At 47.5% G+C, this 23,264-nt stretch carries 21 protein-coding genes and 1 tRNA gene; 6 read left to right on the top strand and 16 right to left on the bottom strand.

What is annotated here, in order from left to right:
• The first annotated feature begins 86 nt into the window (after positions 1-86).
• On the top strand, positions 87-1,121 hold the full coding sequence (locus tag E5355_RS13965; RefSeq protein ID WP_016272330.1) for a TIGR04086 family membrane protein: 1,035 nt from the start codon (positions 87-89) through the stop codon (positions 1,119-1,121).
• A 119-nt stretch (positions 1,122-1,240) separates the two neighbouring features.
• Here the strand turns inward: E5355_RS13965 and E5355_RS13970 are convergent, their stop codons facing one another.
• The gene (locus E5355_RS13970; RefSeq protein WP_136010855.1) at positions 1,241-5,266 is read right to left on the bottom strand and encodes a hybrid sensor histidine kinase/response regulator transcription factor; all 4,026 of its coding nucleotides are present in this window, start codon (positions 5,264-5,266) and stop codon (positions 1,241-1,243) included.
• A 178-nt stretch (positions 5,267-5,444) separates the two neighbouring features.
• On the opposite strand from E5355_RS13970, the gene E5355_RS19960 reads away from it, so the two are divergent.
• Positions 5,445-5,747, top strand: coding sequence for a transposase (locus tag E5355_RS19960; protein WP_246866960.1), 303 nt, complete (start codon positions 5,445-5,447; stop codon positions 5,745-5,747).
• Complete coding sequence (locus E5355_RS19965) at positions 5,735-5,923, top strand: transposase (RefSeq protein WP_246866961.1); 189 nt, start codon at positions 5,735-5,737, stop codon at positions 5,921-5,923. The genes E5355_RS19960 and E5355_RS19965 overlap by 13 nt, the downstream gene beginning before the upstream one ends.
• A gap of 404 nt (positions 5,924-6,327) precedes the next feature.
• Here E5355_RS19965 and E5355_RS13980 read toward each other — a convergent pair.
• The 5 genes from E5355_RS13980 to E5355_RS14000 form a co-directional block, all read right to left on the bottom strand.
• Positions 6,328-6,401 (bottom strand) — tRNA-Ile (locus E5355_RS13980).
• A 92-nt stretch (positions 6,402-6,493) separates the two neighbouring features.
• Positions 6,494-6,805 carry a DUF4491 family protein gene (locus tag E5355_RS13985; RefSeq protein ID WP_016272349.1) on the bottom strand — a complete coding sequence of 104 codons (312 nt, stop codon included), beginning with the start codon at positions 6,803-6,805 and terminating at the stop codon, positions 6,494-6,496.
• A gap of 9 nt (positions 6,806-6,814) precedes the next feature.
• Entirely contained in the window at positions 6,815-7,279 is a 465-nt protein-coding gene (locus E5355_RS13990) for an Lrp/AsnC family transcriptional regulator (protein WP_005830846.1), read from the bottom strand.
• A gap of 229 nt (positions 7,280-7,508) precedes the next feature.
• The gene (locus tag E5355_RS13995) at positions 7,509-8,375 is read right to left on the bottom strand and encodes an FKBP-type peptidyl-prolyl cis-trans isomerase (RefSeq protein WP_005830844.1); all 867 of its coding nucleotides are present in this window, start codon (positions 8,373-8,375) and stop codon (positions 7,509-7,511) included.
• 18 nt (positions 8,376-8,393) lie between these two features.
• The gene (locus E5355_RS14000; RefSeq protein ID WP_016272350.1) at positions 8,394-8,987 is read right to left on the bottom strand and encodes an FKBP-type peptidyl-prolyl cis-trans isomerase; all 594 of its coding nucleotides are present in this window, start codon (positions 8,985-8,987) and stop codon (positions 8,394-8,396) included.
• 182 nt (positions 8,988-9,169) lie between these two features.
• Here E5355_RS14000 and E5355_RS14005 point away from each other — a divergent pair, with 182 nt between their 5' ends.
• Entirely contained in the window at positions 9,170-9,886 is a 717-nt protein-coding gene (locus tag E5355_RS14005; protein WP_136010856.1) for an SIR2 family NAD-dependent protein deacylase, read from the top strand.
• A gap of 173 nt (positions 9,887-10,059) precedes the next feature.
• Here E5355_RS14005 and E5355_RS14010 read toward each other — a convergent pair whose 3' ends face one another.
• The 8 genes from E5355_RS14010 to metG all read right to left on the bottom strand — a co-directional run bounded on the left by E5355_RS14010 (position 10,060) and on the right by metG (position 18,943).
• Positions 10,060-10,806 carry a glycosyltransferase family 2 protein gene (locus E5355_RS14010; protein ID WP_136010857.1) on the bottom strand — a complete coding sequence of 249 codons (747 nt, stop codon included), beginning with the start codon at positions 10,804-10,806 and terminating at the stop codon, positions 10,060-10,062.
• On the bottom strand, positions 10,799-12,064 hold the full coding sequence (locus E5355_RS14015; protein ID WP_136010858.1) for a glycosyltransferase family 4 protein: 1,266 nt from the start codon (positions 12,062-12,064) through the stop codon (positions 10,799-10,801). Before E5355_RS14015 ends, E5355_RS14010 begins: the two co-directional genes overlap by 8 nt.
• Entirely contained in the window at positions 12,061-12,459 is a 399-nt protein-coding gene (locus tag E5355_RS14020; protein WP_136010859.1) for an ORF6N domain-containing protein, read from the bottom strand. The genes E5355_RS14015 and E5355_RS14020 overlap by 4 nt, the downstream gene beginning before the upstream one ends.
• 102 nt (positions 12,460-12,561) lie before the next feature.
• Positions 12,562-13,488 carry a glycosyltransferase gene (locus E5355_RS14025; RefSeq protein WP_136010860.1) on the bottom strand — a complete coding sequence of 309 codons (927 nt, stop codon included), beginning with the start codon at positions 13,486-13,488 and terminating at the stop codon, positions 12,562-12,564.
• Entirely contained in the window at positions 13,485-14,348 is an 864-nt protein-coding gene (locus tag E5355_RS14030; protein ID WP_136010861.1) for a LicD family protein, read from the bottom strand. The genes E5355_RS14025 and E5355_RS14030 overlap by 4 nt, the downstream gene beginning before the upstream one ends.
• A gap of 64 nt (positions 14,349-14,412) precedes the next feature.
• The gene (locus tag E5355_RS14035; protein ID WP_136010862.1) at positions 14,413-15,324 is read right to left on the bottom strand and encodes a beta-1,6-N-acetylglucosaminyltransferase; all 912 of its coding nucleotides are present in this window, start codon (positions 15,322-15,324) and stop codon (positions 14,413-14,415) included.
• Positions 15,321-16,766 (bottom strand): lipopolysaccharide biosynthesis protein, encoded by a 1,446-nt coding sequence (locus E5355_RS14040; protein WP_136010863.1) that lies wholly within the window; start codon positions 16,764-16,766, stop codon positions 15,321-15,323. Before E5355_RS14040 ends, E5355_RS14035 begins: the two co-directional genes overlap by 4 nt.
• 134 nt (positions 16,767-16,900) lie before the next feature.
• Positions 16,901-18,943 (bottom strand): methionine--tRNA ligase, encoded by a 2,043-nt coding sequence (gene metG, locus E5355_RS14045; protein ID WP_136010864.1) that lies wholly within the window; start codon positions 18,941-18,943, stop codon positions 16,901-16,903.
• Between the two features lie 166 nt (positions 18,944-19,109).
• Here metG and E5355_RS14050 point away from each other — a divergent pair, with 166 nt between their 5' ends.
• Entirely contained in the window at positions 19,110-19,961 is an 852-nt protein-coding gene (locus E5355_RS14050) for a PepSY-like domain-containing protein (protein ID WP_005834354.1), read from the top strand.
• A gap of 208 nt (positions 19,962-20,169) precedes the next feature.
• Here E5355_RS14050 and E5355_RS14055 read toward each other — a convergent pair whose 3' ends face one another.
• Entirely contained in the window at positions 20,170-20,610 is a 441-nt protein-coding gene (locus E5355_RS14055) for a DUF6078 family protein (protein WP_136010865.1), read from the bottom strand.
• 130 nt (positions 20,611-20,740) lie between these two features.
• Here E5355_RS14055 and E5355_RS19500 point away from each other — a divergent pair, with 130 nt between their 5' ends.
• On the top strand, positions 20,741-20,902 hold the full coding sequence (locus tag E5355_RS19500; RefSeq protein WP_168354341.1) for a hypothetical protein: 162 nt from the start codon (positions 20,741-20,743) through the stop codon (positions 20,900-20,902).
• 30 nt (positions 20,903-20,932) lie between these two features.
• Here E5355_RS19500 and E5355_RS14060 read toward each other — a convergent pair whose 3' ends face one another.
• Complete coding sequence (locus E5355_RS14060; RefSeq protein WP_136010866.1) at positions 20,933-23,230, bottom strand: beta-glucosidase; 2,298 nt, start codon at positions 23,228-23,230, stop codon at positions 20,933-20,935.
• Positions 23,231-23,264: the final 34 nt, after the last annotated feature.

The following is a 23,264-nucleotide window of genomic DNA, read 5'->3' on the forward strand; positions in this document are numbered from 1 at the left end:
AACTATATTTCAATAATTTCAAAGAACTTTTTCAGATTTTAATGGGACAGTAGTGTGAATATAGTATTAACTAAAACCTAGCGATTATGAAAAGATTAAGTTTAGCGGAATTGAAGGGCAGAGTGTCCTGGGGTAGTGTTTTGGGAGGTGTCATGACTGTATTGGCAATCTCTGTTTTATTGTCTATCCTGAATTCGAGTATCGGATTGTTTATGTTTGACCCGTTGTCCGATCATCCTGCTGCGGGCATAGGCACTGCTGTGGGGATTGGTTCTGCAGTCATTCTGATTGTCGGTATGGCGGCGGGTGGCTTTGTTGCCGGAAAACTGGCCGGTATGGATGGAATCATCCATGGCTTTTTGGTTTGGGCTACTACTCTGATTGTTGCCGTGGTACTGGGAATCTTCCTGGCTGCCGGTGCTGCAAAAGTGACGGCAAATGCACTCGGAGCGGTTTCGTCCGTTACGGGCAGCGTTTTGTCGGGAGCAGGCAGCGTTGTGGGCAACGGGGTTTCCGCATTGTCTGAGGAAGCGGAGGAACTGTTCGGCAAGATAGATTTTAACGCCTCCATGAAAGAAGGAAACATATCTCAGAATATCCGTACTGCATTGGTAAAGAGCGATGTGCCCGAACTTCAGCCGGATTATTTGCAGAAACAGCTGGCAGTTGTGAAGGATGACTTGACCAAGTCCGTGAAAAAAATTGCCCGTTCTCCGCAGGAAGCGGATAAAACGATTGCCGGTTTTCTGGACCGTCTGGAACAGCGTGTGGAGGATTTAGGCAAAAGTATTGACCGGAACGACTTGGCCAAAGCCATGGCCAACAATACCGATATGTCCAAAGCGGAAGCGGACAAGGCGATAGAACAATATATGAACTTGTTGGAAGATGCACGCAAGGAAGCTAAAGAACAGATTGGCAAATTGCAGGCAAATCTACAGGAAGCCGCACAGGAATGGGAAGAGATTAAGCATAAGACATTGGTGGCTGCCGATAAGGCAACAGATGCCGCAGCCCGCTCGGCTTTGATTTCGTTTTTCGCTATTTTGCTGGGAGCCGTATTGTGCTGCGTTGCCGGTGCTTATGGTGGCAGAAAAACACAGGAGAGGGTAGATATCTGATAATCATACGAGTCAGTAGTTGAACCCCTTGACGGAATCAAGGAAAACGGGCCGTGGCAACCTGCAAAATTTTGCTCTGATTTCAGTAAGTTGCCGGCACATCATATCATTGTGCCGCTCTACTGCGGCGATGAATTGGTTCCATCAACGGGTTCTTCCTGTTGTTTGTTGAATTTGCTTGGACTTACATTATAATATTTCTTGAATACTTCGCGGAAGTATTTTGCATCCGAAAATCCAACCATGTCGGCAATCTCTGTTATTGTATATTTGTTTTGTTTCAATAATTGTGCGGCGTGTTGCAAACGTATCATCCGGATATAATCGGCTGGAGCATAACCGGTCAATGCTTTTAATTTATTGAAGAAGCTTGTACGACTCATGTGATGCAGGCTGCTGAGCATGTCCACATTGAAGTCTGCATTTTCCATATTGTTCTTTATACATTCTTTGACAGAGGCTATGAATTTCCAGTCCAGGTTATTGGTGCAATTGGTTGGAAGATTTTGTTCTTTATCTTCGATGCTGTTATAAACCTGACGGAGTAAAGCACGATTTGCAAGTATGTTCTTAACCGTTGCCTTGAGTATTCCCACACTGAAGGGTTTAGTGATGTAGGCATCTGCTCCGATTTCCAGCCCTTCGAGCATATTCTTTTCATCCCCTAGCGCGGTCAGCAAGATGATAGGAATATGAGACATCTCAAGGTCGTTTTTTATAACCGAACAGAATTCATCTCCGCCCATCTCGGGCATCATTATGTCGGATATGATAATAGCTGGATTGAATTCTCGCATTATAACAAGTGCTTCCTTTCCATTGGGACAAGACTGAACATTATAGCCCGTTTTGAACATGTTAACAAGATAATTGCGTAAATCATCATTGTCTTCCACTATCAAAATACGCTGTAAAGAGTTGTTTGTTTGGGATATTTCCATGGATGCCGATATCTCTGAAGTGTCATGAGGCATGATAGCTTCCGAATATCTATCCGGTGCTTGTGGAGAGAGGAATTTTGCTTTATGGAGATGGCTGTTCCCTTTCGGGAAAGTAACCTGTACGCAAGTACCTTGATGTTCGGTACTCTGAATCTGAATCTTGCCTTTATGTAATCTGACCAGTTTGTATACCAGCATCAACCCGATTCCACTACCTGTTACTTTCAGATTAATGACATTACTTCCTCGAAAATAATTTCTGAACAATTTCTTCTGTTCACATGAGGGAATGCCGATCCCAGTATCTTTCACCTCAATACTCCAGGAGTTTTCTCCTTCGCAGGCATAAATGCATACATTGCCACCTTCAGGTGTATACTTCAATGCATTTGATAGGATATTCTTCAAAATAGATCCCATCTTGTCACTGTCAAACCACACATTCAGATAGTCAAAATTGCTTTCATAAACAAACCTGACGTGTTTCATCTCGGCATATTTGCGGAATGTGGCGCAAACATTGTTCATATAGGAGTTCAGTTCGTATTCAGAAACATAAAGGGTGGAAGAGTAGACATCTATCCGTTCAAAATTTATCAGGTTGGTTGTCAGCTGGAGCAGGTTGTTTACATTTTTGAGAGCCATATTCATATGCGGCAACGCTTGTTCTGTTACCATTTGGTTTTCTACAACTTCTTCCAATGGGGCTTTTATCAATGTAAGCGGAGTACGTATGTCGTGGGCTGTATTAATGAAAAACCGCGTTTTCTCATCCGAAATTTTCTTCTGTTTGTGTAGCATTATGATACGGAATATGATGCCCGTAACCAGTACCAGCAGTATTGCATATCCAATCATAGCCCAAACACTGGCCCATGCCGGAGGCGTTATGACAATCTGTATGTTTCTTGTTTCATAGGTCTTGTATTTTTCCTCATTGGATATGGCACGAATCTGTAACGTATAACTGCCGGGAGGCAGATTCCTTACAATAATCCGGTTATCCTGACTCGGACGGCTCCACTCTTTATGAAAACCGTCAATTTTCCATGAAAAAAGAATGTTGGAAGGATAATCGTAATTAATGGAGGCAACATTCAGTGAAAAAGTGTTTTGCTCGTAGGCCAGTTCCAGTCGGTCGGTCTCGTCAATATCTTTTTGCAGCGGAGAACCGTCATCGCCTGGGTAAACGGGATGGTAGGCTATCATGAAATCGCGCAGTAACAGACGTGAGTAATGTGGTTCCGGTATCTGTATATCTATCGGAAACCTGACCGCACCGTCGTTGCCGCCAAAAACAAGTGAGTTTTTGCCGTAGGTGGTAGCAGAGCCGGCATTGAAGTTGACACTCATCAATCCTTGTTCCCGTGTCCAATTGCGGAAGAAGTGTCCTTTGGGTGAATAAATGGTAATCCCGTCTTCTGTCCCCATGAGCAGGTTTCCGTCTTGACGGGGAATAATGGTGTAGATGTTGTTGGAAATCAGCGCACAATTATCTGTACGATATTGATGGATGAACTTCTCTTTGTAGAGGTTATATACAAGCAGTCCAGACCCGCGGGTACCTATGTATAGGATACTATCGTTTCTCTGGTATAACGCGCATATATAGGGAGATTCGACGGGCAAGTCTACATACCGGTAATCTCCGGATTTCTTGTCAAGCTGGTAGAGTCCCATTTGTGTGCCAATCCACATTTGTTGGGCATCTTTTTCCTGAATGGTGGTGATGGAGCTTACTCCCGGATATAAACGTATATTTTTAGTCTCTAGATTGATACATTTCAAGTGATAATATCCACCGGACCAGATATCGCCGTCCGAATCTTTCTTGATGTCGAATATATATTGGTCAGGACGTATTCCTGCAATGGTAGCAGGAGAAAGGTAACTTACCTTGAATCCTTTCTTCTTTTCTATCTTGTAGATGTCGGATGTAAATCCTCCGGCCCATATCACGCCGGGGGAGGCTTCACATAGCGTCAAAAAAATGTGATTCTCGTCATCCGGTACCGAATCAAAGGAACTGAAGAAGGAATGCCACTCTTTTATATCAGTCTGATAGAGGCTGATACCGTTGCTGGTTGCAAACCAAAGGTCACCGTCACTGTCTTCCATTATATCATGAACTTGGTTGTTTACCAGTGAGTGGCTGTTGCCAATAGAATGCTTTATCAGGTCGTAACTCCCATAACGGTTGTTACGGATGGTGATGCCAGTAGGGTAATTGGCAAGCCAAATTCGTTGCTCTTCATCCACATAAATGTCATTGATGTTGTTTCCGTTCATCCCGTTATAACTGCTGTAATCGGCCGTTATGTAGGGTTCGCTCATGTATGTATTCAAGTCTAGCTTATATACACCTTTTCCACCTGTGGCAATCAGAAGCTCATGGTCGTTCAAAGCGACAATCTGGTTGAACTCTACATTATTGGGGGATTGGCAGGGGATAATGTTTCCTTTTCCTCCTATGTCATACACAAGTATTCCTTCTTTATAGTTTCCTATGAATAACTGTTTTGAAACTGTATGATAATAGAGCTCATGCACAGGTGTACCGATACTTTCTGCCACTTCGTCGGGTATCAGCTTCAGTGTTTCTCTTTCTGTCTGGGTACGAAACAGTCCGTTTCCCGTACCGATAAAGAAATGGTTGCCGTCCGTTTGCTCAATGACGGTTATTTCGCTGTTAACCGGTGTCGCTATATGTGAAGCGGTTCCAGTCCGAGTATCATACCATACGATGCTATCTTTAGAACATAACCAGATTCTGTCATTCTTATCCAAATAGCCGTAATTTAGAAATGCTTGTGACTTATTTCTGATTAACTCCGGATGTATGTAAACCAGTTCGAATTTATCATGCTGCGAATCGTATTTGAAAATACGCCCTTTCTGACCGATAACCCATAAAATATCCTCATTGTCCATATAGAACCAGTTCAAGGCAATACGTGAATCCAGCTTCATGTTGTCATCTGAAAAGTTGTAGTGTTTGATTTGTTTTCCATCATAACGGTCTACTCCTTCTTGGGTCAGAAACCACATATAGCCTCGTCGGTCTTTCTGGATATGATATATTTTTTGATTGTTCAGACCATCTTCCAATCCTATGTATTTATAAATCTGACACCTACTTATGGTGCTACTAATGATAAGGATAACAAAAAGAAAAATTCTCTTAATATTCAAAAATGTTTTCATGTTTGTCGTAAAAGATTCAGAAATTTATCTGCAAAAATATGAAATACTGGTTAAATAATCACTTGAGAGATGAACTTTATTTTAGAGCCTGTTTAAAAATGACTGAAATCTTTTTCTAAAGAGGTTTCCGTATCCGTCAGATTACTTCTTTCTTTGATGCGACCAAACTTTAAAAAAGATGTATCAGACAGATTTAACGGAAACCGATTGGCAATATATAACAAAAGTATTGAACCTGCAAGAAAGAAAGCGAAAATATGATTTGCGATTGATTTGGAACGCTATATTTTACCTGGTAAAGACAGGTTGTCAATGGCGGATGCTTCCTCTTGACTTTCCCAAGTGGCAGTTGGTCTATTACTACTATCGCAAATGGGCCTCTCAATTGGATTTTGACTTGTTGTTAGAGAAATTACGTGGGCATGTACGTGTGAAACGTGGTCAAAGCATGGCTTTCTTATTGCCGTTATGGTCACCATAGCTAATGTGCATGACAGTAAAGCCGCTTATTTGCTGATGAGGGTTCTTAAGGAGATGTGCTCCAGTGTAAAAAACATCCTTGCCGATGGAGGTTACCGAGGAGAACTTGTCGATAACATAAGAAAGAAATTCGGATATGTCATTCAGGTTGTTATCAGCGCGTACAAGGAACAGTGATTCAGACCCATTCAAAAGAGATGGATTGTGGAAAGAACATTCTCATGGATGGATTACAATAGAAGGCTCTGCCGAAACTATGAACTAACATTCGATTCGGCAGAGGAAATGGTCAAATTAGCCACTATAAGATTATTATTGAGGAAAATTTAAACAGGCTCTTATTAGATTTTGGTTTATTCTTTTAAATAGGGATATTTGGAAAATGTTATAGAATTAGTCAACTTATTTATTGCTAGTTAGTTGGCTTTTGTGTTTTTAGGTGTGTCTCCCAAAAATATCAAACTTAACATTGTACGTTCCGCCAACTTTCTATTGATTTGAGCCTATCCCAACTCATAGTGAGGGACAAAAAGAAAAGCGTTAACTGCTTGATTTCATGCAATTAACGCTTATTTTCTTCGTGGACCAGCCTGGGCTTGAACCAGGGACCTCCAGATTATGAGTCTGTTGCTCTAACCAACTGAGCTACAAGTCCGATGCATCCTTGCTTGGATAGCGAGGGCAAAAGTAGCATTTTCTATTGAAATATGCAAGGCTTTTGGATAAAATTCCTTGTAATCTTTGTCCTTAGAACTTATAAGTCCGTTTTGGATTCTTAGGAAACCAGCCTTTTTTCACTCGTTCTTCCTGCTCGAATATCTCCTTGATAGTCCAGAACGAGGAAAATGCAAAGACGCCCAGAAGGGAGGATATCATGATGTTCTCTGTATAAAGGGAGGCGATGATGCCGCCGATGCCGAGTAAAAGGAAAATCCACCAGCACTTGGTGCCCCAATAATATTCGGCTTTCACAACTATGGGGTGAAACAAGCCGATGATGAGGAATGTGCAGATACCTATGACAAGGCCCGACAGATGATATTCGTTCAAGAAATCCATTGTTGTTCGTTATTTCTCGGGGCAAATAGGAATCTCCTTCTTGATGCTCTGTTCCAGGGAAATCAAGGTCTCGGTAGCGGTTACGCCAGGAATCTCCTGCATCTTGTTGTTCAGCAAATCCATCAGATGCTCGTTGTCGCGGGCATATACCTTGGTCAGCATGGTGTACGGACCAGTGGTGAAGTGGCATTCTACGATTTCGGGAATCTTGCCCAGCTCAGCAACTACCGTCTTATACATGGAGCCCTTTTCCAGCTTGATTCCTACGTAAGTGCAGGTTCTGTATCCAAGGGACTTGGGATTTACATGATAGCCTGAGCCAACAATAACGCCAAGGTCAATCAAGCGCTGTACACGTTGATGGATGGCAGCACGTGACACGCCACATTCAGCAGCTACGTCCTTGAAAGGGATACGGGCATTCTGGGAAATGATTTCCAGAATCTGCCGGTCAAGATTGTCTATTTTTTCCATAATAGTAAATAAGTAAAGTTCTTCTTGTTATCAAATAGTAAGCAAATATAGGACTTTATTTTAATTTATCTATGAAAAGGGATAGAAAAATGAATAAAAGTGAGGATAACGGTTAGGCGCGGATTACGCGGATTTCACGGATTTAGTTTACCAAATCCGCGTTATTCCTCGTAATCCGCGCCTAAAAGAAGTATCAAGAGGGTTTTGCCCCTCCCTTCGGATTGTTACATTACTTCTCGATACCCAACAGTTCCACTTCGAATATCAAAGTAGAGAACGGCTTGATTTGGCTACCGGTTTCTCTTGAACCGTATGCCAGGTCGTAGGGGATATAGAGTTCCCACTTAGAGCCGACGGGCATCATGGTGAGGGCCTCTGTCCAGCCTTTGATTACCTGGTTGGCACGGAAAGTAGCAGGTTCGTTGCGCTTGTAAGAGCTATCGAATTCTGTTCCGTCAATCAGCGTACCTTTGTAGTTTACTTTCACCTTGCTGCTGTCGGCAGGAACAGCACCGTTACCTTTGGTGATGATTTTGTATTGCAGACCGCTCGGGGTAGTTACTACACCTTCTTTAGCCTTGTTCTCAGCCAGGAACTTTTCACCGGCAGCTTTGTTGTCAGCATACTTTTCTGCAGTTGCTTTTTCTTTGATGGCATCCATCTGAGTACGCATGTACTCTTGAGCTTTCATCATATCCATAGCACCACCCTTGCCGATGACACCTGCTACGAAACCTGCCAGCAGATTTTCGCGGCTGATGCTCTGTGTGGAGTCGTTGCCGAAGATTTGTTGGTTGAAGCCTTCCACCCATTGCTTGCTGACCATCTGGCCTACTTGCAGACCGGCCATGTAAGCCACATCTTTCTTATCGATTTTGGCTGCGCCTTCGTTGAAACCTTTCAGGAATTCTGACATCTGGGTTGAGTCAATGCCTTGTTGTGCAAGATACTGGTCCAAACCTTCTGTACGTGCCATACCGATGGCGTAAGATAATGAGTCGATGTCCGTCTTCAAATCAGCTTTCGGACTTTGAGCAGTACAAGATGCCATACCGGCAGCTACTGCAAGAGCCATGAGAAATGTTACTTTTTTCATTTTGCTTTTACTTGTTGTTTATTTAGATAAAATTTTCTGTAATTCGACTTCGAATACGAGCGTGCTGTGGGGAGGAATCATCTCGCCGGCACCCTGCGCTCCGTATGCCAGGTCGCTGGGGATGTAGAGTTTCCACTTGGCACCTTCGGGCATAAGCTGAAGGGCTTCCACCCAACCGGGTATCACTTGGTTTACACCGAATGTGGCAGGCTGGCCGCGCTTGATGGAGCTGTCGAACAGCGTTCCGTCAATCAGTGTGCCTTCGTAGTGGCATTGTACCTGGTCGGTTGCTTTGGCATAGTGACCGACGTTTCCTTCTGTGATAACTTCGTATTGAAGTCCGCTGGGAAGCGTAACAACTCCCTCGCGTTTTTTGTTCTCTTCCAGGAACTTTTTGCCGGCTTCTATGTTTGCTGCGTTCATCTTCTCCTCCAGTTCGGCGAAGTACTTGTTGACGATGTCACGGGCTTCTGTGTGGCTGATTGCCGTCTGGTTGCCCTCCAAAACGTCTTTGATTGCTTGTGCAAAGTCATCTATTGCAATGCCTTTGGCACCCATGCTTAAAAGATTCTGACCTATTCCAAGGCCGATAGCATAACTGAATTTGTCCATAAGATTCTTTTGTTGACGACCGGATTGGTTTCTTTTCCAGTCTATTGCAAATTTATGAGTGGCAAAAGTACGTCTTTTATTTGAATGATAAGGCTTTTAAGTATTTAATTTTTCTTATTTATATCACAACTTGAACATTCTTCTTATATTTGTCTTACTTTAATAAAGGAAAGGAGCGGAAAATGAAGAACTTGGTCATATTGTCGGGTGCTGGTATGAGCGCCGAGAGCGGCATCAGCACATTCCGTGATGCGGGCGGATTATGGGACAAATATCCGGTGGAGCAGGTGGCGACTCCCGAGGGGTATGCACGTAACCCGGAACTGGTCATTAATTTCTATAACGAACGTCGCAAGCAGTTGCTCGATGTGGTGCCGAATGCCGGGCATCTGGGTGTTGCCGACCTGGAAAGGGTTTTCAATGTAACGGTCGTCACTCAGAACGTAGATAATCTGCACGAGCGGGCGGGGAGCACGCGGGTGATACACCTGCATGGGGAACTGACGAAGGTTTGTTCCAGCCGCGACCCTTATAATCCGCATTTCGTCAAGGAACTGGCGCCGGAGGAATATGAAGTAAAGTTGGGCGACAAGGCGGGCGACGGTACGCAGCTCCGCCCGTTCATCGTGTGGTTCGGCGAGCCGGTGCCGGAGATTGAGACTGCCATCCGGTATGTGGAGCAGGCGGACATCTTCGTCATCATCGGCACCAGCCTGAACGTTTATCCCGCTGCGGGACTGCTGAACTACGTGCCCCGTGCCACCGAAGTGTATCTGATAGACCCCAAGCCGGTGGACACGCACGTCATGCGTCCGATACATGTCATTCAAAAGGGAGCTTCGGAAGGGGTAAAAGAGTTGAAGGCGCTGCTTGCAGCTACCCAGCCTCCTTTGCCTTAGGACTTAATCTCCTACGTCTTAGGACTTAGCCCCTCACGGTATAGGACTTAATATGCAGAACATCCGGATGTTTTAGGTACTCACTCCTATACTGTAGAGAGCTGGGTATAGGGGAGATTCCCGCAAGGTATAGGTCTTGCGGGAACAAAGTATATTTGTCCTCGAAATTTGTGCTATTTCTTTATCACGGCCCGTAATACGAACCAGGCATGATGGGCTACGGTACTCATTAGTCCGTAATGCCGCGCCATGATGCGGAAGCGTTCGCGCAGGGATGCCTGACGGTTCTGGGTGGTCATTCCTTCCTCCAGATAGGCGATGAGGGTGAGATGGGTATTGTGCAAGGTTCGTGCCTTTTTCATCACCCGGATGCACCAATCGAAGTCAGCGGAGAAGCGGTATTGCAGGTCGTAGGGTTCCACAAGGGAAGCTTTGGCAAAGAAGGCCTGATGGCAGACCAGCATGCCCTGCTTGAAGCTTCGCCAGGTAAGCGCTTCCGGGGCGGAGAGGCGGCGCATGCGGATGAAGTGCCCTTCCTTATCCACCAGCGCTGTTTCGCCATACAGCACGTCGGGCAGTTCGCTGCTGGAGATGGAGTGCACCATCTGCTGCAAGGTGTCGTCTTCGTGGAAGCTGTCGCCGGCATTGAGGAAGCAGAGGTAATCGCCGGTGGCAAGGCGGATGCCTTTGTTCATGGCGTCGTACAGTCCCTTGTCCGGTTCGCTCACGATGCGGGTGATGCGGTCTTTGTACCGGTCGATGATGGAGAGCGTGCCGTCTTTGGACGCACCGTCCACAATGATGTATTCCACGTGGTGGTAGGTTTGCGAGATAACGCTTTGAATCGTGTCCTCCAGTACCGCTTCGGCATTGTAGGTCACGGTGATGATGCTGAATTTCGGGGTGGGGTGGTTATGCATTTCTTCCGGTCACTTTGTTGTAAAGGTCAATGTATTTCTTGGCGACGACGTTCTCCGAATAGTGGGATACGGCTTTCCGGCAGGCCTGTTCCGAGAGGCTCGGGTAATCTGGTTCGGTCAGCGTCCAGTAGATGCCGTTGGCAAAGTCTTCCGAGGACTTGTATTGTGCCACGTAGCCGTTGTGCAGATGGTCTATCATCTCAGGAATGCCGCCTACGTTGAATCCGACGCAGGGAATGCCGCACGCCATGGCTTCCATGATGGTGTTCGGCAGGTTTTCTTCCAGAGAGGGGGTCACGAAGATGTCTACGGCATTGTAGATGTTCACCAGTTGGTGTTCGTTGCTGACGAAGTTCAGCGGATAGACCTTGAATGGAAGCAGGTTCTCCAGTTGTTGCGACTGGTTGCCGAAGACGACCACGCCCAACTGTTCCCGGAGTTCGGGATGCTTGTCGGCCAGCAGGCGGCACGATTCTATCAGGTAGTCGATACCTTTCCTCTTGTCCGTAATCTTCACCGAGCCGAACAGCACGAGCTTCTTGTCTTGCGGAAGGAGGCAACGGTTGCGGGCTTCCTGTCGGTTGCGGGGTTTGAAGAGGTTGGTGTTGATGGGGTTGGGGATGCACGTCACGGCATGTCCGCTGAAGAGGGCGCTTGTGCGGGCGCGTTCTTCCAGCCAGTGGCTGCATGTCACGAAGTTGATTCGTCTTCCTTTATAAAGGTTCATCTTCTTCCGGAAGATACGGTAGGAGAGGTCGCGCTTGCTTCCGCCTTCATGGATGAAGGGGCAGTTGTGGCATTCCTGCCGGTAACGGGTGCACTCGCGGGCATGGTGACAGATGCCGGTGCAGGGCCACATGTCGTGCATAGTCCAGACGACGGGCTTGCCCGAGGCGAGAATCTTCTCGATGTTCCTCAGCGAGAGCATCCCCTGGTTTATCCAGTGCAGATGGATGACGTCTGCCTGCTGGAATTCGGGCAGTGAGGTGATGTCTGTTCCCGTGTTGGCAATGTCGACGGCAAAGATGTTCTTTTTGTTGAAGCGGTTGGCGCTCCAGATGACGATGCGCTCCCAGACGAACTTCCACACCATGCGCCAGTTATGGTCCAGTGACACAACGGAGATTTGGTCGGTCTGCTTGTCGCGTACCAGCAGCTTGGCTTTGATGCCGTGGTTCTTGAGCGATTCCATGAGACGGCTGGCGGCGATGGCTGCGCCGCCGATGCGCTCGGATGTATTGATAAGTAGTACTCTCATGACTGTTGTTCGTTTCTTCTTTTTTGGATGGCTTTGTAAACGATAGGTTGCTGTTGCGTTATTTTCTTCTGGGATAATTGCGACAGAGCGAGGTAGATGTCGTCAAATTCTCTACGGCTGTCTTCTGAGAGGTCGTTCAGTTCAGAGAGGTTTTCTTCACTAATCTCCTCTAATGCCTTTATCCGCTTCTTTAAATCCTCCAATTCCTGATGGCTGTTCACTGCGGGAAGTCCTTGCTCGGTGAAAGCGAAAGGCAGTTTGCGTGTACCGCCCCAACTTGAAGTCACAATTTGTGACTTCAAGTTGTCCCATTTTTCCTTTGTCAGTTGAAACATGAAATCAGAAGGAAACCTTCTTACTTCGTGTATTCGTTTTTGTATGATTTCTTGTTCCATAGCGTTCTTTGCTTCAAGTTATCCCTTCTTGTCGGAAATATGAGACAAAAGTAGTGGTTTTCGGGGAGAAACAGCACCTGTTAGGCTCTGAAATCTTCTTCCTTATGTACGTTTAGCTTTGATTTTGAGATAAGCCCAGCGCACCATTCTACCAAGGAAGTTATATCTCATGCCATGATTTTTTAGCGCTTGGGCATAGAGGGCTTCGATGGCAGGGTTTTCTTTGATGGGAATATTGTTTAGGATGATGCTTTCCGTCCGGTAAGGTCGGTCATACTCGTACCATCCGAATAGCCGGCTGGAGTTGAAGTGGGTACCATTACCTATTCCGATATTCTTTATCAGTGTGTGGGTGGGGGATAGGCAGAGACCTTTCTGCTTGTAGATAGCTATTTCCCAGCAGATGTCCCAAGGGATAGGATGTTTGTCGAGTGAATGCAGGCAGTGGAAGTTACCGCCGTATTCCAGTTTCTCGAAGTCTTTTACAGTCATTCCTTGCAGGGCTTCCTTGCGCGAGGTGAAATGGACGAAGTGCTGCCATCGGTCTTTCCATGTCGCCCATCCCCATCCGCTCATGTGGGGAGTGAAATAGGTGTCGTCCGATTGTTGGATATCCAGGTTAGTGAAACCTGCTATATGCATTACTTGTGGGGTATGGATATATTTGTTTAAGGCATTGTTCATATATTCCAGAAAGACAGGTGAGGTGCAGATGTCATCTTCCAGTACGATAATTGTGTCGTGGTGTTGCAGTACGTAGGCGATGCCTTCGATAATGTTGTTTTCTAAATAGTAGTTTTCCGGGCGTTCTACTATATGTACCTCGCCGAATCCGTCGATAGTGTGTAGATACTTTCTCAGCCTGTTCACTTCTTTCCATGATCTCTTGTCTTTCCCGCCATCGCTGAAGATGTAGAGGGGAGTACGGTCGGCAAGTTTGTTCTTCTTCAGATGCTCTATGGTCTGCTTGGTGTTGTGCAGCCTATTGTAGACAAACAGGGCTACGGGGGCTGTGGATAATGTTTTCATGATGTCTGGATTAAGTGTAGGTCGAAGGCAAGGGCTGCTGGATAGTGATTGTTTATTTTTTCTTGCTCTTCCTCCGTGTAGCGGTGCAGGGTAGGGTAGTTGTAGAGCAGGAACTCTTTCAGTCCATTGGGCGCTTTCAGACGTAGTGGACCGAACGGAATCGATTGCAGACAGTTGAGACTCGTCTCCAAAACATGGTCGGTGGTGGTAATCACATTGTTGTAATATAAGGTTTTCCATGAGTTGAAACAACTTTGCATTATCACCATCAAACGGTAGATTGTCTTTTTAGAGAGTGTCATATCAACTATCCGGTTCAGAAGGCAGGCAACAGCTCCACGATTGGTAGGGTTGGATATTTGGCATTTTCCGAAATGCTTCCACAGCCATACTTCTTTTCCCATCAGGCAGCATTTCATAAAGTTGACGGTTTCATATTGTATCTTCCGCAATAGCTTGTTGTCTGGAATACGGTCGAAGGGGAATATATCGACAAAGATTCCCTGGTGCATGGGTACATCCTTGAACATTTCCTCTATGAATAGGGTGTTGTTCTTTTTGACCTTAGCAAAGTAGTAGGGGGTATGAGGATCTGTTTCTATCCATGAGAGAAAGTATGGCTCTTTCAGTTCTTGGGAAGCTATCCGGAGAAACTTATTATAGTCTTCCCGTTTCATACCTATATCTATGTCGTCATCCCAAGGAAGAATCGCTTTGTCATAGAGTGCCCCTATTGCTGTTCCGCCGATTACAAAATAGGGGATATTGTGTTTGTCGCAGATGCGCACAATCTCTTCTAGTATTTCGTATAACACCTGATGTAGTTGGGTCAGTTCTTCCGGGGTATATTGCTTCATCATGGATACCATTTTTGATTGATGTCTGCAAAAATAATGATAATAGTTGAAAGGAGCACTTTTCAGTTCAATCTTCTTTTGCGAAATCGGACTTGAGTTTTTCTATCAGTGTGGCGGACTCCCCGCTTACCACTTTCCGGCAGAACATCTTTCCAGACTGCCGCAATACCGGCAGGTCCTTGAGTGTCATCACGCGGATGGATGCGCCGTAGTCTATGTAGTGCAAGGGGGTGAGACGGGTAAGTCCGGGGTATTCTCCCTCTAGAAGAAGCCCTTTTGAGGCAAAAGGGGAGTTGAAAACAATAGTTTGTATGCACAGTTCGCTGGGTACAAAACAAGTCTTGAAGTAGCGTATCATATCCTTCTCCGTGCACAGCTTTTCATATACATATCGTGCGCAGGGCAGCGTGATGGCCCAATAGTCGGAACCGAAATAGACATCTGCCTGCTTGCCTTCCAAGGGTGCGAAAGGAGCTTTCCGGATGGGGAGTATCTGTGCCAGCTTGCGCGATGCTACGATGAGTTTGTTTTTCCACCATATACTCTTCCAAGGCAAGTCACGGAAAGGGTGGTAATGGGTTATCTTGTGCAACTGCTGTTTCACGGTGCAGTGTGTCAGGTTGAAACCGCCGATGAATTCAGTGTCTTGATGCTCCTCGAAATAGCGGTGGATGGCGTTGTTGCTCCATAATGGGTAGTCCTGCCCGCTCAGGCATACTACGCGGGTATAGGGGATACCGCTGTGCAATACGGCGGCAAGCAATTCTTTCTGGTATTCCACTTGTTCCCATCCTCCCCAGCTTATCCGGTGGCGGGGCACGAAAGTGACCTTGTCTCCCAAGGCTTCTTCAAAAGGGTGTATATCGGCATTGAGGTCGATGTGTACGTAGAAGTCTGCCCGGTCGTCCAATGCGGCAACCAGGCGTGCCAGATGCGGAGCATCCTTATAAGCGGATATGATATAGGCTATGCGGCTCATGCTCTTTTTTTCTTTAAGAGGAATTCAATGCTTTCCCGGAAGATGGTAGATTGTAGTTTCCACAAAACCAGTGCATAAAGCCCGGCTACCATAATGATTTTGGCTGCCATATTTAAGTATAGGTTTTCTATGGGTTGAGTGGCATAGTGAGTTGATACTACGAGTACAATGGATAGGGAGAGATAAGGAGAGATGTCTTTCAGCATATCGCGCAGTCTTAATCCTATCTCCCTCTTGACAAAACGGAACCATACAAACAGCCAGCCGATATTGATAATGACGAAAATACGCAGCATCCACTCCAACCCGTATGGGTATATGGCACATACAGCTACTATTTGCAGCAGGCTCAAGCTGATGGTGCTCCACATATAGATAGAAGAATGCCCCCGGCTGATGAGCACGTTGGAGAACAGATTGTTGACGGGAATAAATGCTCCCCAAATACATAACAGTTGCAAGATATCGGCACTGGGCAGCCACTTCTCCGTGATAGTGATTATAATCAGTTCTTTCGATACCAAGCTCAATCCCAGCATGGCGGGGAAAGAGATAAAGGCGGTGAAGCGCAGCAGCTTTCTGAATATGGCGAGTTGCCGTGCCTTGTCGTCGGCAACCCGGGTAAAGACGGGTTGTGCAATGCCGTTTATCATGCCCGTAATCGTGGTATGTCCCATGCCGTTCCACTTGTTTGCCTGGGTAAAGTTGCCTACTTCCCGTTCCGAATAGAACTTACCCAGCAGGACGGAGAACAGATTGTTATTGATTATGGTGAAGATATTCGTAATGATTATCTTACTGCTGAACCCTATCATCTCCTTAATGGGTGTGAAGTCGAACCGGAAGCGGGGTCTCCAACGCGAGAAGTAGAAGTTAAGAATCGTCATTACGGTGATGAAAGAGATGCTTTGCAATGCAATCCCCCAATAGGCGAATCCGTTGGCAGCGAGTGTGATGCCCACAATGCCGGAGACTATCAGACTTGAAATGGAGATGATGGTAGTGTCCTTGATTCTGAGATTCTTGAACAGATAGGCTCTCGGTGCGATGCTCATGCTTGAAATGACGAATCCCAGGAAGGAGAGGCGGGAAAGCGGTACCAGTTCGGGAGTATGGTAGAAATCGGCAATCAGTGGCGCTACAAAGAAGAGCAAGATATATATAGTAGTGCTGCACATCAGGCTGAACCAGAACACGGCATTGTAGTCCTTATGCAAAGCCTCCTTCCGGTTGGTCAGTGCAGAGATGAAACCACCTTCCTGCAAGGCGGCGGCAATGGCGGAGAAGATGGTAAGCATCCCTACCATACCATAATCCGAAGCATCCAGCAATCGGGCAAGGACTATTCCGAAACCTAGATTCAACAACTGCTGTATACCGTTGCTGAATCCTCCCCAGAAGAGGCCTTTGGCTGTTTTTTCTTTGAGTGATGTATCGGACATAGTTTATTTTCTTGATTGAATGCAGAAGTATAGGGCGTTTTGAACGCAGAGACACAAAAACACAGAGTTTTCCTTTTCCCTTTTTTCTTTCTCTGTGCCTTCGTGTCTCTGTGTTATCATTTACAAGTACAAGCCTATTTCACCTCGCTGCCCGGCTTCACCTCCTTCAGCAGTGAGGTCACCGCCAGCGAACCGTCGTAGTTCTCGGCAGAGAGAATCATTCCCTCACTTACCAGCCCGTTCTTGAATTGGCGTGGAGCGAGGTTGGCAATGAACAGCACCTGCTTGCCTACCAGTTCTTCCGGTTTGTAGTGCTGGGCAATGCCGCTGACGATGGTGCGGTTTTCCAGTCCGTCGGCAATCTTGAACTTCAGAAGCTTCTTCATCTTGGGCACAGCTTCGCATTCAAGCACTGTACCTACGCGGATATCCAGCTTCTCGAACTCTTCGAAAGCGATGGTCGGCTTGATGGGGTTTGCTTTGTAGGTGGCGGCTTCGTTTGCCTTCTTGGTGGCAAGCAGCTTGTCCACTTGTGCCTGGATGACGTCGTCCTCTATCTTTTCGAACAGCAGTTCGGGGGTGCCCAGCTGATGTCCGGCAGGCAGCAGGTCGGTGTGTCCCAGTTCTGCCCAGTCGAAGCTGTCCATGTTCAGCATCTTGCGAAGTTTTTCGCTGCTGAAAGGCAGGAACGGTTCGAAGGCAATGGCAAGGTTGGCAACCAGCTGCAAGGAGATGTGGAGAATGGTGGCTACGCGATCCATATCCGTCTTGGCAAGCTTCCACGGCTCTGTGTCGGCCAGGTATTTGTTTCCGATGCGGGCAAGGTTCATCGCTTCCTTCTGCGCGTCGCGGAACTTGAATACGTCCAGCAGCTTCTCTACCTCTGCCTTGACGTCGGCAAACTCTTTTAGCGTCTCGCGGTCGTATTCGTTCAGTTCGCCTGCGGCAGGCACTACGCTGTCGAAGTACTTCTTGGTGAGTTGCAGGGCGCGGTTCACGAAGTTTCCGTATACGGCAACCAGTTCGTTGTTATTGCGTGCCTGGAAGTCCTTCCAGGTGAAGTCGTTGTCTTTTGTTTCCGGTGCGTTGGCTGTCAGCACGTAGCGCAATACATCCTGCTTGCCGGGGAAGTCAACGAGATACTCGTGCAGCCATACCGCCCAGTTGCGTGAAGTGGAAATCTTGTCGCCCTCCAGGTTCAGGAACTCGTTGCTCGGCACGTTGTCCGGCAGGATGTAGCTACCCTCTGCCTTCAGCATGGCGGGGAACACGATGCAGTGGAACACGATGTTGTCTTTTCCGATGAAGTGCACCAGACGTGTTTCGGGGTCTTTCCACCATTTCTCCCACGTGTCGGGCAGCAGCTCCTTGGTGTTGCTGATGTAGCCGATGGGGGCATCGAACCATACATAGAGCACCTTGCCCTCGGCGCCTTCCACGGGAACGGGGATGCCCCAATCCAGGTCGCGGCTCACGGCACGCGGCTGCAAGCCCATGTCGAGCCAGCTCTTGCACTGGCCGTAAACGTTGGGACGCCACTCTTTGTGGTCTTCCAGAATCCATTGGCGCAACCACTCCTCGTGCTTGTCCAGCGGCAGATACCAGTGCTTCGTCTCGCGCATCACGGGCTGGCTGCCGCTGATGGCGCTTTTCGGATTAATCAGGTCTGTAGGGCTGAGGCTGGTGCCGCACTTCTCGCATTGGTCGCCGTAGGCACCTTCGGCATGGCAGTGGGGGCACTCGCCGGTGATGTAACGGTCGGCAAGGAACGTCTTGGCTTCCTCGTCGTAGTACTGCATACTGGTCTTTTCGATGAATTCTTCCTTGTCATACAGTTTGCGGAAGAACTCGGAAGCAGTGTCGTGATGAGTCTTTGAAGTGGTGCGGCTGTACACGTTGAAGGAGATGCCGAACTCTTCGAAAGACTTCTTGATAAGCGTATGATAGCGGTCCACCACGTCTTGAGGGGTAATGCCTTCCTTCTTGGCGCGGATGGTGATGGGCACTCCGTGTTCGTCGGAGCCTCCGATGAAGATTACATCTTCCTTTTTCAGTCGCAGGTAGCGGACATAAATATCGGCAGGGACATAAACGCCTGCCAGGTGTCCGATATGAACCGGTCCGTTTGCATACGGCAGTGCCGATGTCACGGTGGTACGTTTGAATTTCTTTTCCATTGTGTTAGTATGTATCTCTTTTGTTATGAACGCTTTTGGAAGTGCAAAGATAGCTGTTTTCTGCAAAATATGAGTATTCTTCCAGATTCTTTCCAGATTTAGGCTTCATCTTTGCCATACAAAATGAACAAACTTGGTATTGATAATGTAAAAAAACGAAATGACTATGAAACTGGAAAAGTACTTCTTATTATTGGCGTTAGGCGTGTTTGCCTTTGCCTTGCAAAGCTGTGATGATGACGACAACGACGGAATCTCCGTGCCCGCGGAACTGAGTAATGCGTTGGCCAAGGAGCATCCCAATGCCCAGCGTATAGAATGGGAAACAAAAGGTGCATATTATGTGGCTGATTTCCATGAGGACAATTTCGAAAAGGAGGCCTGGTTCACCAAAGACGGTGTATGGCAGATGACCGAAACCGACCTCCGTTATGCAGACCTTCCCGCTCCGGTGAGAAGCTCTTACGAGAGTAGTACCTATTATAATGTATGGAAGGTGGAAGATGTAGACAAGCTGGAACGTAAGGAAATGGCTGTTGTCTACATCATCGAAGTGGAGAAAGGTAATCAGGAAATGGACCTCTATTATTCGGAGGACGGCATTCTGGTGAAGGAAGTGGCCGATGCGCACAACGGCGGTTCTCCCGAAGATTATCTCCCTTCTGATATTTCCGCTGCCATCAAAGATTTTATAGCAGAGAAATATCCCAATGCCCGCATTGTGGATATTGAAAAAGAAAAGAACGGTATGACGGAAGTCGAAATCGTGCACGGAAGTATCAGCAAGGATGTGATGTTCACCGCTGAGGGTGCATGGGCCTATACTATCTGGGATATCAGTAAGAGACATCTGGAGGATGTAGTGAAGAACGCCGTTACGGCTGCCCATCCCGGTTATGTCATTGATGATGCCGACTTTATTGAGACTCCCGATGGCAGTTACTTTTTGGTAGAGATGGAGCAAGGGGAAAGGGAAATCTACGTAAAGGTGACAGCGGAAGGTGAAATACTGCCATAGTCTTATACTGAATACTTCCCTTTAAATCAGCGTATTGTATTTACCGCTTGTTTACCTTCTAATGTAAAGCCGTTTACCATAGGGTGTAACGGCCGTTACTCCATATTGTAACGGTCGTTACATCATAGTGTAAAGCCTTTTACCTCGTAGTGTAAATGAAGTTACCGTTTGGGGTAACCGGAGTTATCATGTGAGGTGACCGGAGCTGTCATGTGAAGTTGTACTCTTCTACATAAGCGTCGAAGTACTCCGTCCGTTGGAGTCCTAAGTTACGGGCAATTGCAATGACTTGTTGCTGCTCGGCAGGCGAGAGCAAGGTTTCCCCTTTCCGCTTCTGATAATATCTTCGTATGCCCCATAAGCCGATGAGCCGGTAGCGGAACGCGGCGGACTGGCCGACAGAGATGGCTTCCGCCGTGTGGATAAAGCCTTTGGCATAGCGCACTTTCTTGTTCGGGCAATAATATCTGCATTTTCCCGCTGTAGTCTCCATTGCTTTCGGATTCAGTACATATAGGAAGATGGTGTTTGAGGGAGCATGCGTATATGCAATCCGGCGCAGGCAGGTGTCGGCATGGGGGCATGTGTCAGTGGCGCATAAGCCGAAGTTATGGGGGACTTTGGAATAATCGAAGGTTTCTTCTTTCATTATCTTTCTGTTTTAAAGTCCTGCAAAGGTACAATTAGTTTGAAGAAACTTTGCCTGATATTTGTTTTATCTCGAAAACCTCCTTCACCATCGGCCGGCAAGAGGGAAGGAAGTTTCACCGGGAATGCCGATGAACAACGCGTTTCAGAAGAAGATGAAGGATGTGGAGGATTGTTGTGACTCTGAATTTGACAAGTTGTCAATCTGTTCTGTTCATGGTAGGGAGCCGGCAGGAGTCAAAGTTCGATGGTATGGTTGTGCACCACCGATGACTCCTGCCGACTCCCGGTAACTCCTACTGTGAATCAGAGGGAGGCTGTAGCTATTTCTTGAATGCGGCAGGCATCCGGAGCACGTCGTTCACCTTGCGGACGGAAGGAGAGACATCGGCAGTGACACTGCCTCGCAAGTCGCGTGACGATGCAGCCACCACAAACTTGTATTTGCCGCCGTCGGTGACCCATGCATTCTGTTCTTCGTCGAATGAGGCTAAGTCATCCGTATGAATGGTAAGTGTGACGACTTGGCTTTCGCCGGGTTTCAGCAGGCGGGTCTTGCCGAATGCCTTGAGCTCGTGGACAGGCTTGTCCAGCTTGCCGGCAGGTGCTTCCACATAAAGCTGCACTGCTTCTTTGCCGGCTTTCCCGCCCGTGTTCTTTACGGACACCCGGATAGTCACTTCCCCTTGGCTGTTCTCTACCGAAGGTTTTCCATATTCGAAGGTCGTATAGCTCAGACCATAGCCGAACGGGTAACTTACCTGCAGTTTTTGCGTGTCGAACCATCGGTAGCCCACATAAATGCCTTCATCGTAAAGCGTATAATCCACGTTTTTCACTTTGTGCGTCAATCCGGTCTTTACGGACCACCGGCGGTCAATCTTCTGGTCTATCGGGAAGTTCAGCGAACTGCAATGGTCGCTCAGCGTAACCGGAAAAGTCATAGGAAGCTTGCCGGATGGATTGGCATGCCCGGTCAGTATATCGGCTACGGAGTTTCCTCCCTCTTGTCCGGCCTGCCAGGAGAGCAGGATGGCATCGGGCATATCCTTCCAACTGTCGGTTTCGATGACACCGCCCACGTTGAGCACCACTACTACCTTCTTGTTGGCCGCATGGAAGATACGGGTTACATTCTTCACCAATTCACGTTCCGTCTCCGACAAGAAGAAGTCGGAAGAGACCCGGTCGACATACTCACCCGAGATGCGGCCCAGCGTGATGATGGCCATGTCGTTGCTTCTTGCGGCATACTTGATGATGGCAGTGTCCATCGGCATTTCGCCGATACGTTTCTGCTCTCCTTGCTCTTGTGGCTTGTTGTGGGCCTGATAGAGAGCTTTGATGTTCTCATCCACGGTGATGTTCTGGTTTTTCAGTCCGTCCAGCAGCGATACTACGTAGGGACGGTTGATATCACCGGAGCCGGTACCTCCCGAGAAGAAGTTGTAGGAAACCACACCGAACAAGGCAATGTTTTTGTCTTGCGAAGACAAGGGCAGTGCCCGGTTGTCGTTCTTCAGCAATACCATGCCTTCGGTTGCCGATTGCCGGGTAACGGAGGCATGGGCCTTCATGTCGGGATTGTTGCCGTATTTGTATCCTTTGAAACGGGGAGTCTTGACTACCAGCTCAAGGATGCGGCGCACGTTGCGGTCCACCACGGCTTCGTCGAGTGTACCGTTTTTCACTCCTTCAATGATGTGGGCGGCTTGTTCCTTGGTGCCCGGTTCCAGCATGTCGTTGCCTGCAATCATTTGGGAAGCTCCGTCGGCTCCTCCCCACCAGTCGGTCATTACGGTGCCTTTATATCCCCATTCTTCACGCAGGATGGTGGTGAGCAGTTCCGGGCTTTCGGAGGTGTATACATCGTTGATGCGGTTGTACGAGCTCATGATGGTCCAGGGCTGGCTCTCTTTCACTACTATCTCGAAAGCTTTCAAGTAGATTTCACGTAAGGCGCGCGGAGAGACAATCGCGCTGTTGTTCATGCGGTTGGTCTCTTGGTTGTTGACGGCGAAATGCTTTACGGAAGTTCCTATGTCATTGCTCTGTACGCCGTCTACATAGGCCACGGCCATCTTGCCGGTCAGCAACGGGTCTTCACTGAAGTACTCGAAATTGCGGCCGCACAGCGGATGGCGGTGAATGTTGATGGCCGGAGCCAGCAGCACGTCGACACCATATTCCTTGGCTTCGTTGCCGATGACTTGTCCCACGTTCCTTACCAAATCCACATCCCATGTAGAGGCCAGTAGCGTTTCAATGGGGAAATGGGTGCAGAAGTAATTCTCTTCTCCTTCCACCGGCAAGATTCCGCATCCGGCAGGACCGTCTGAAAGAACCACACAAGGGATGCCCACGCGGGGAACCGGGTTGATGCGTCCCGCCGCACCGGGAATAACCTTCCAGGACTCTTTGATGTGAGGGGCCGCGTCAGGGTCTTGATGATACATGCGTGCTCCTACTATCAAATCGACTTTCTCTTCCAGAGTCATGGTCTTGATGATTGCGTCGATATTGTTTGCTCTTAGTTTCGGATTCCTGGCATCCACATGGGTGGAAGCAGCGAGGATAGCGGCAGTAGTTGCCAATCCTGTCAGTATTGTCTTTATTTTCATTGCAAGTGCCTGTTTAAGTATGATTTAAATTATT

The organism is Bacteroides muris (ex Afrizal et al. 2022) (assembly GCF_004793475.1).
GTDB classification, from domain to species: Bacteria; Bacteroidota; Bacteroidia; order Bacteroidales; family Bacteroidaceae; genus Bacteroides; species Bacteroides muris.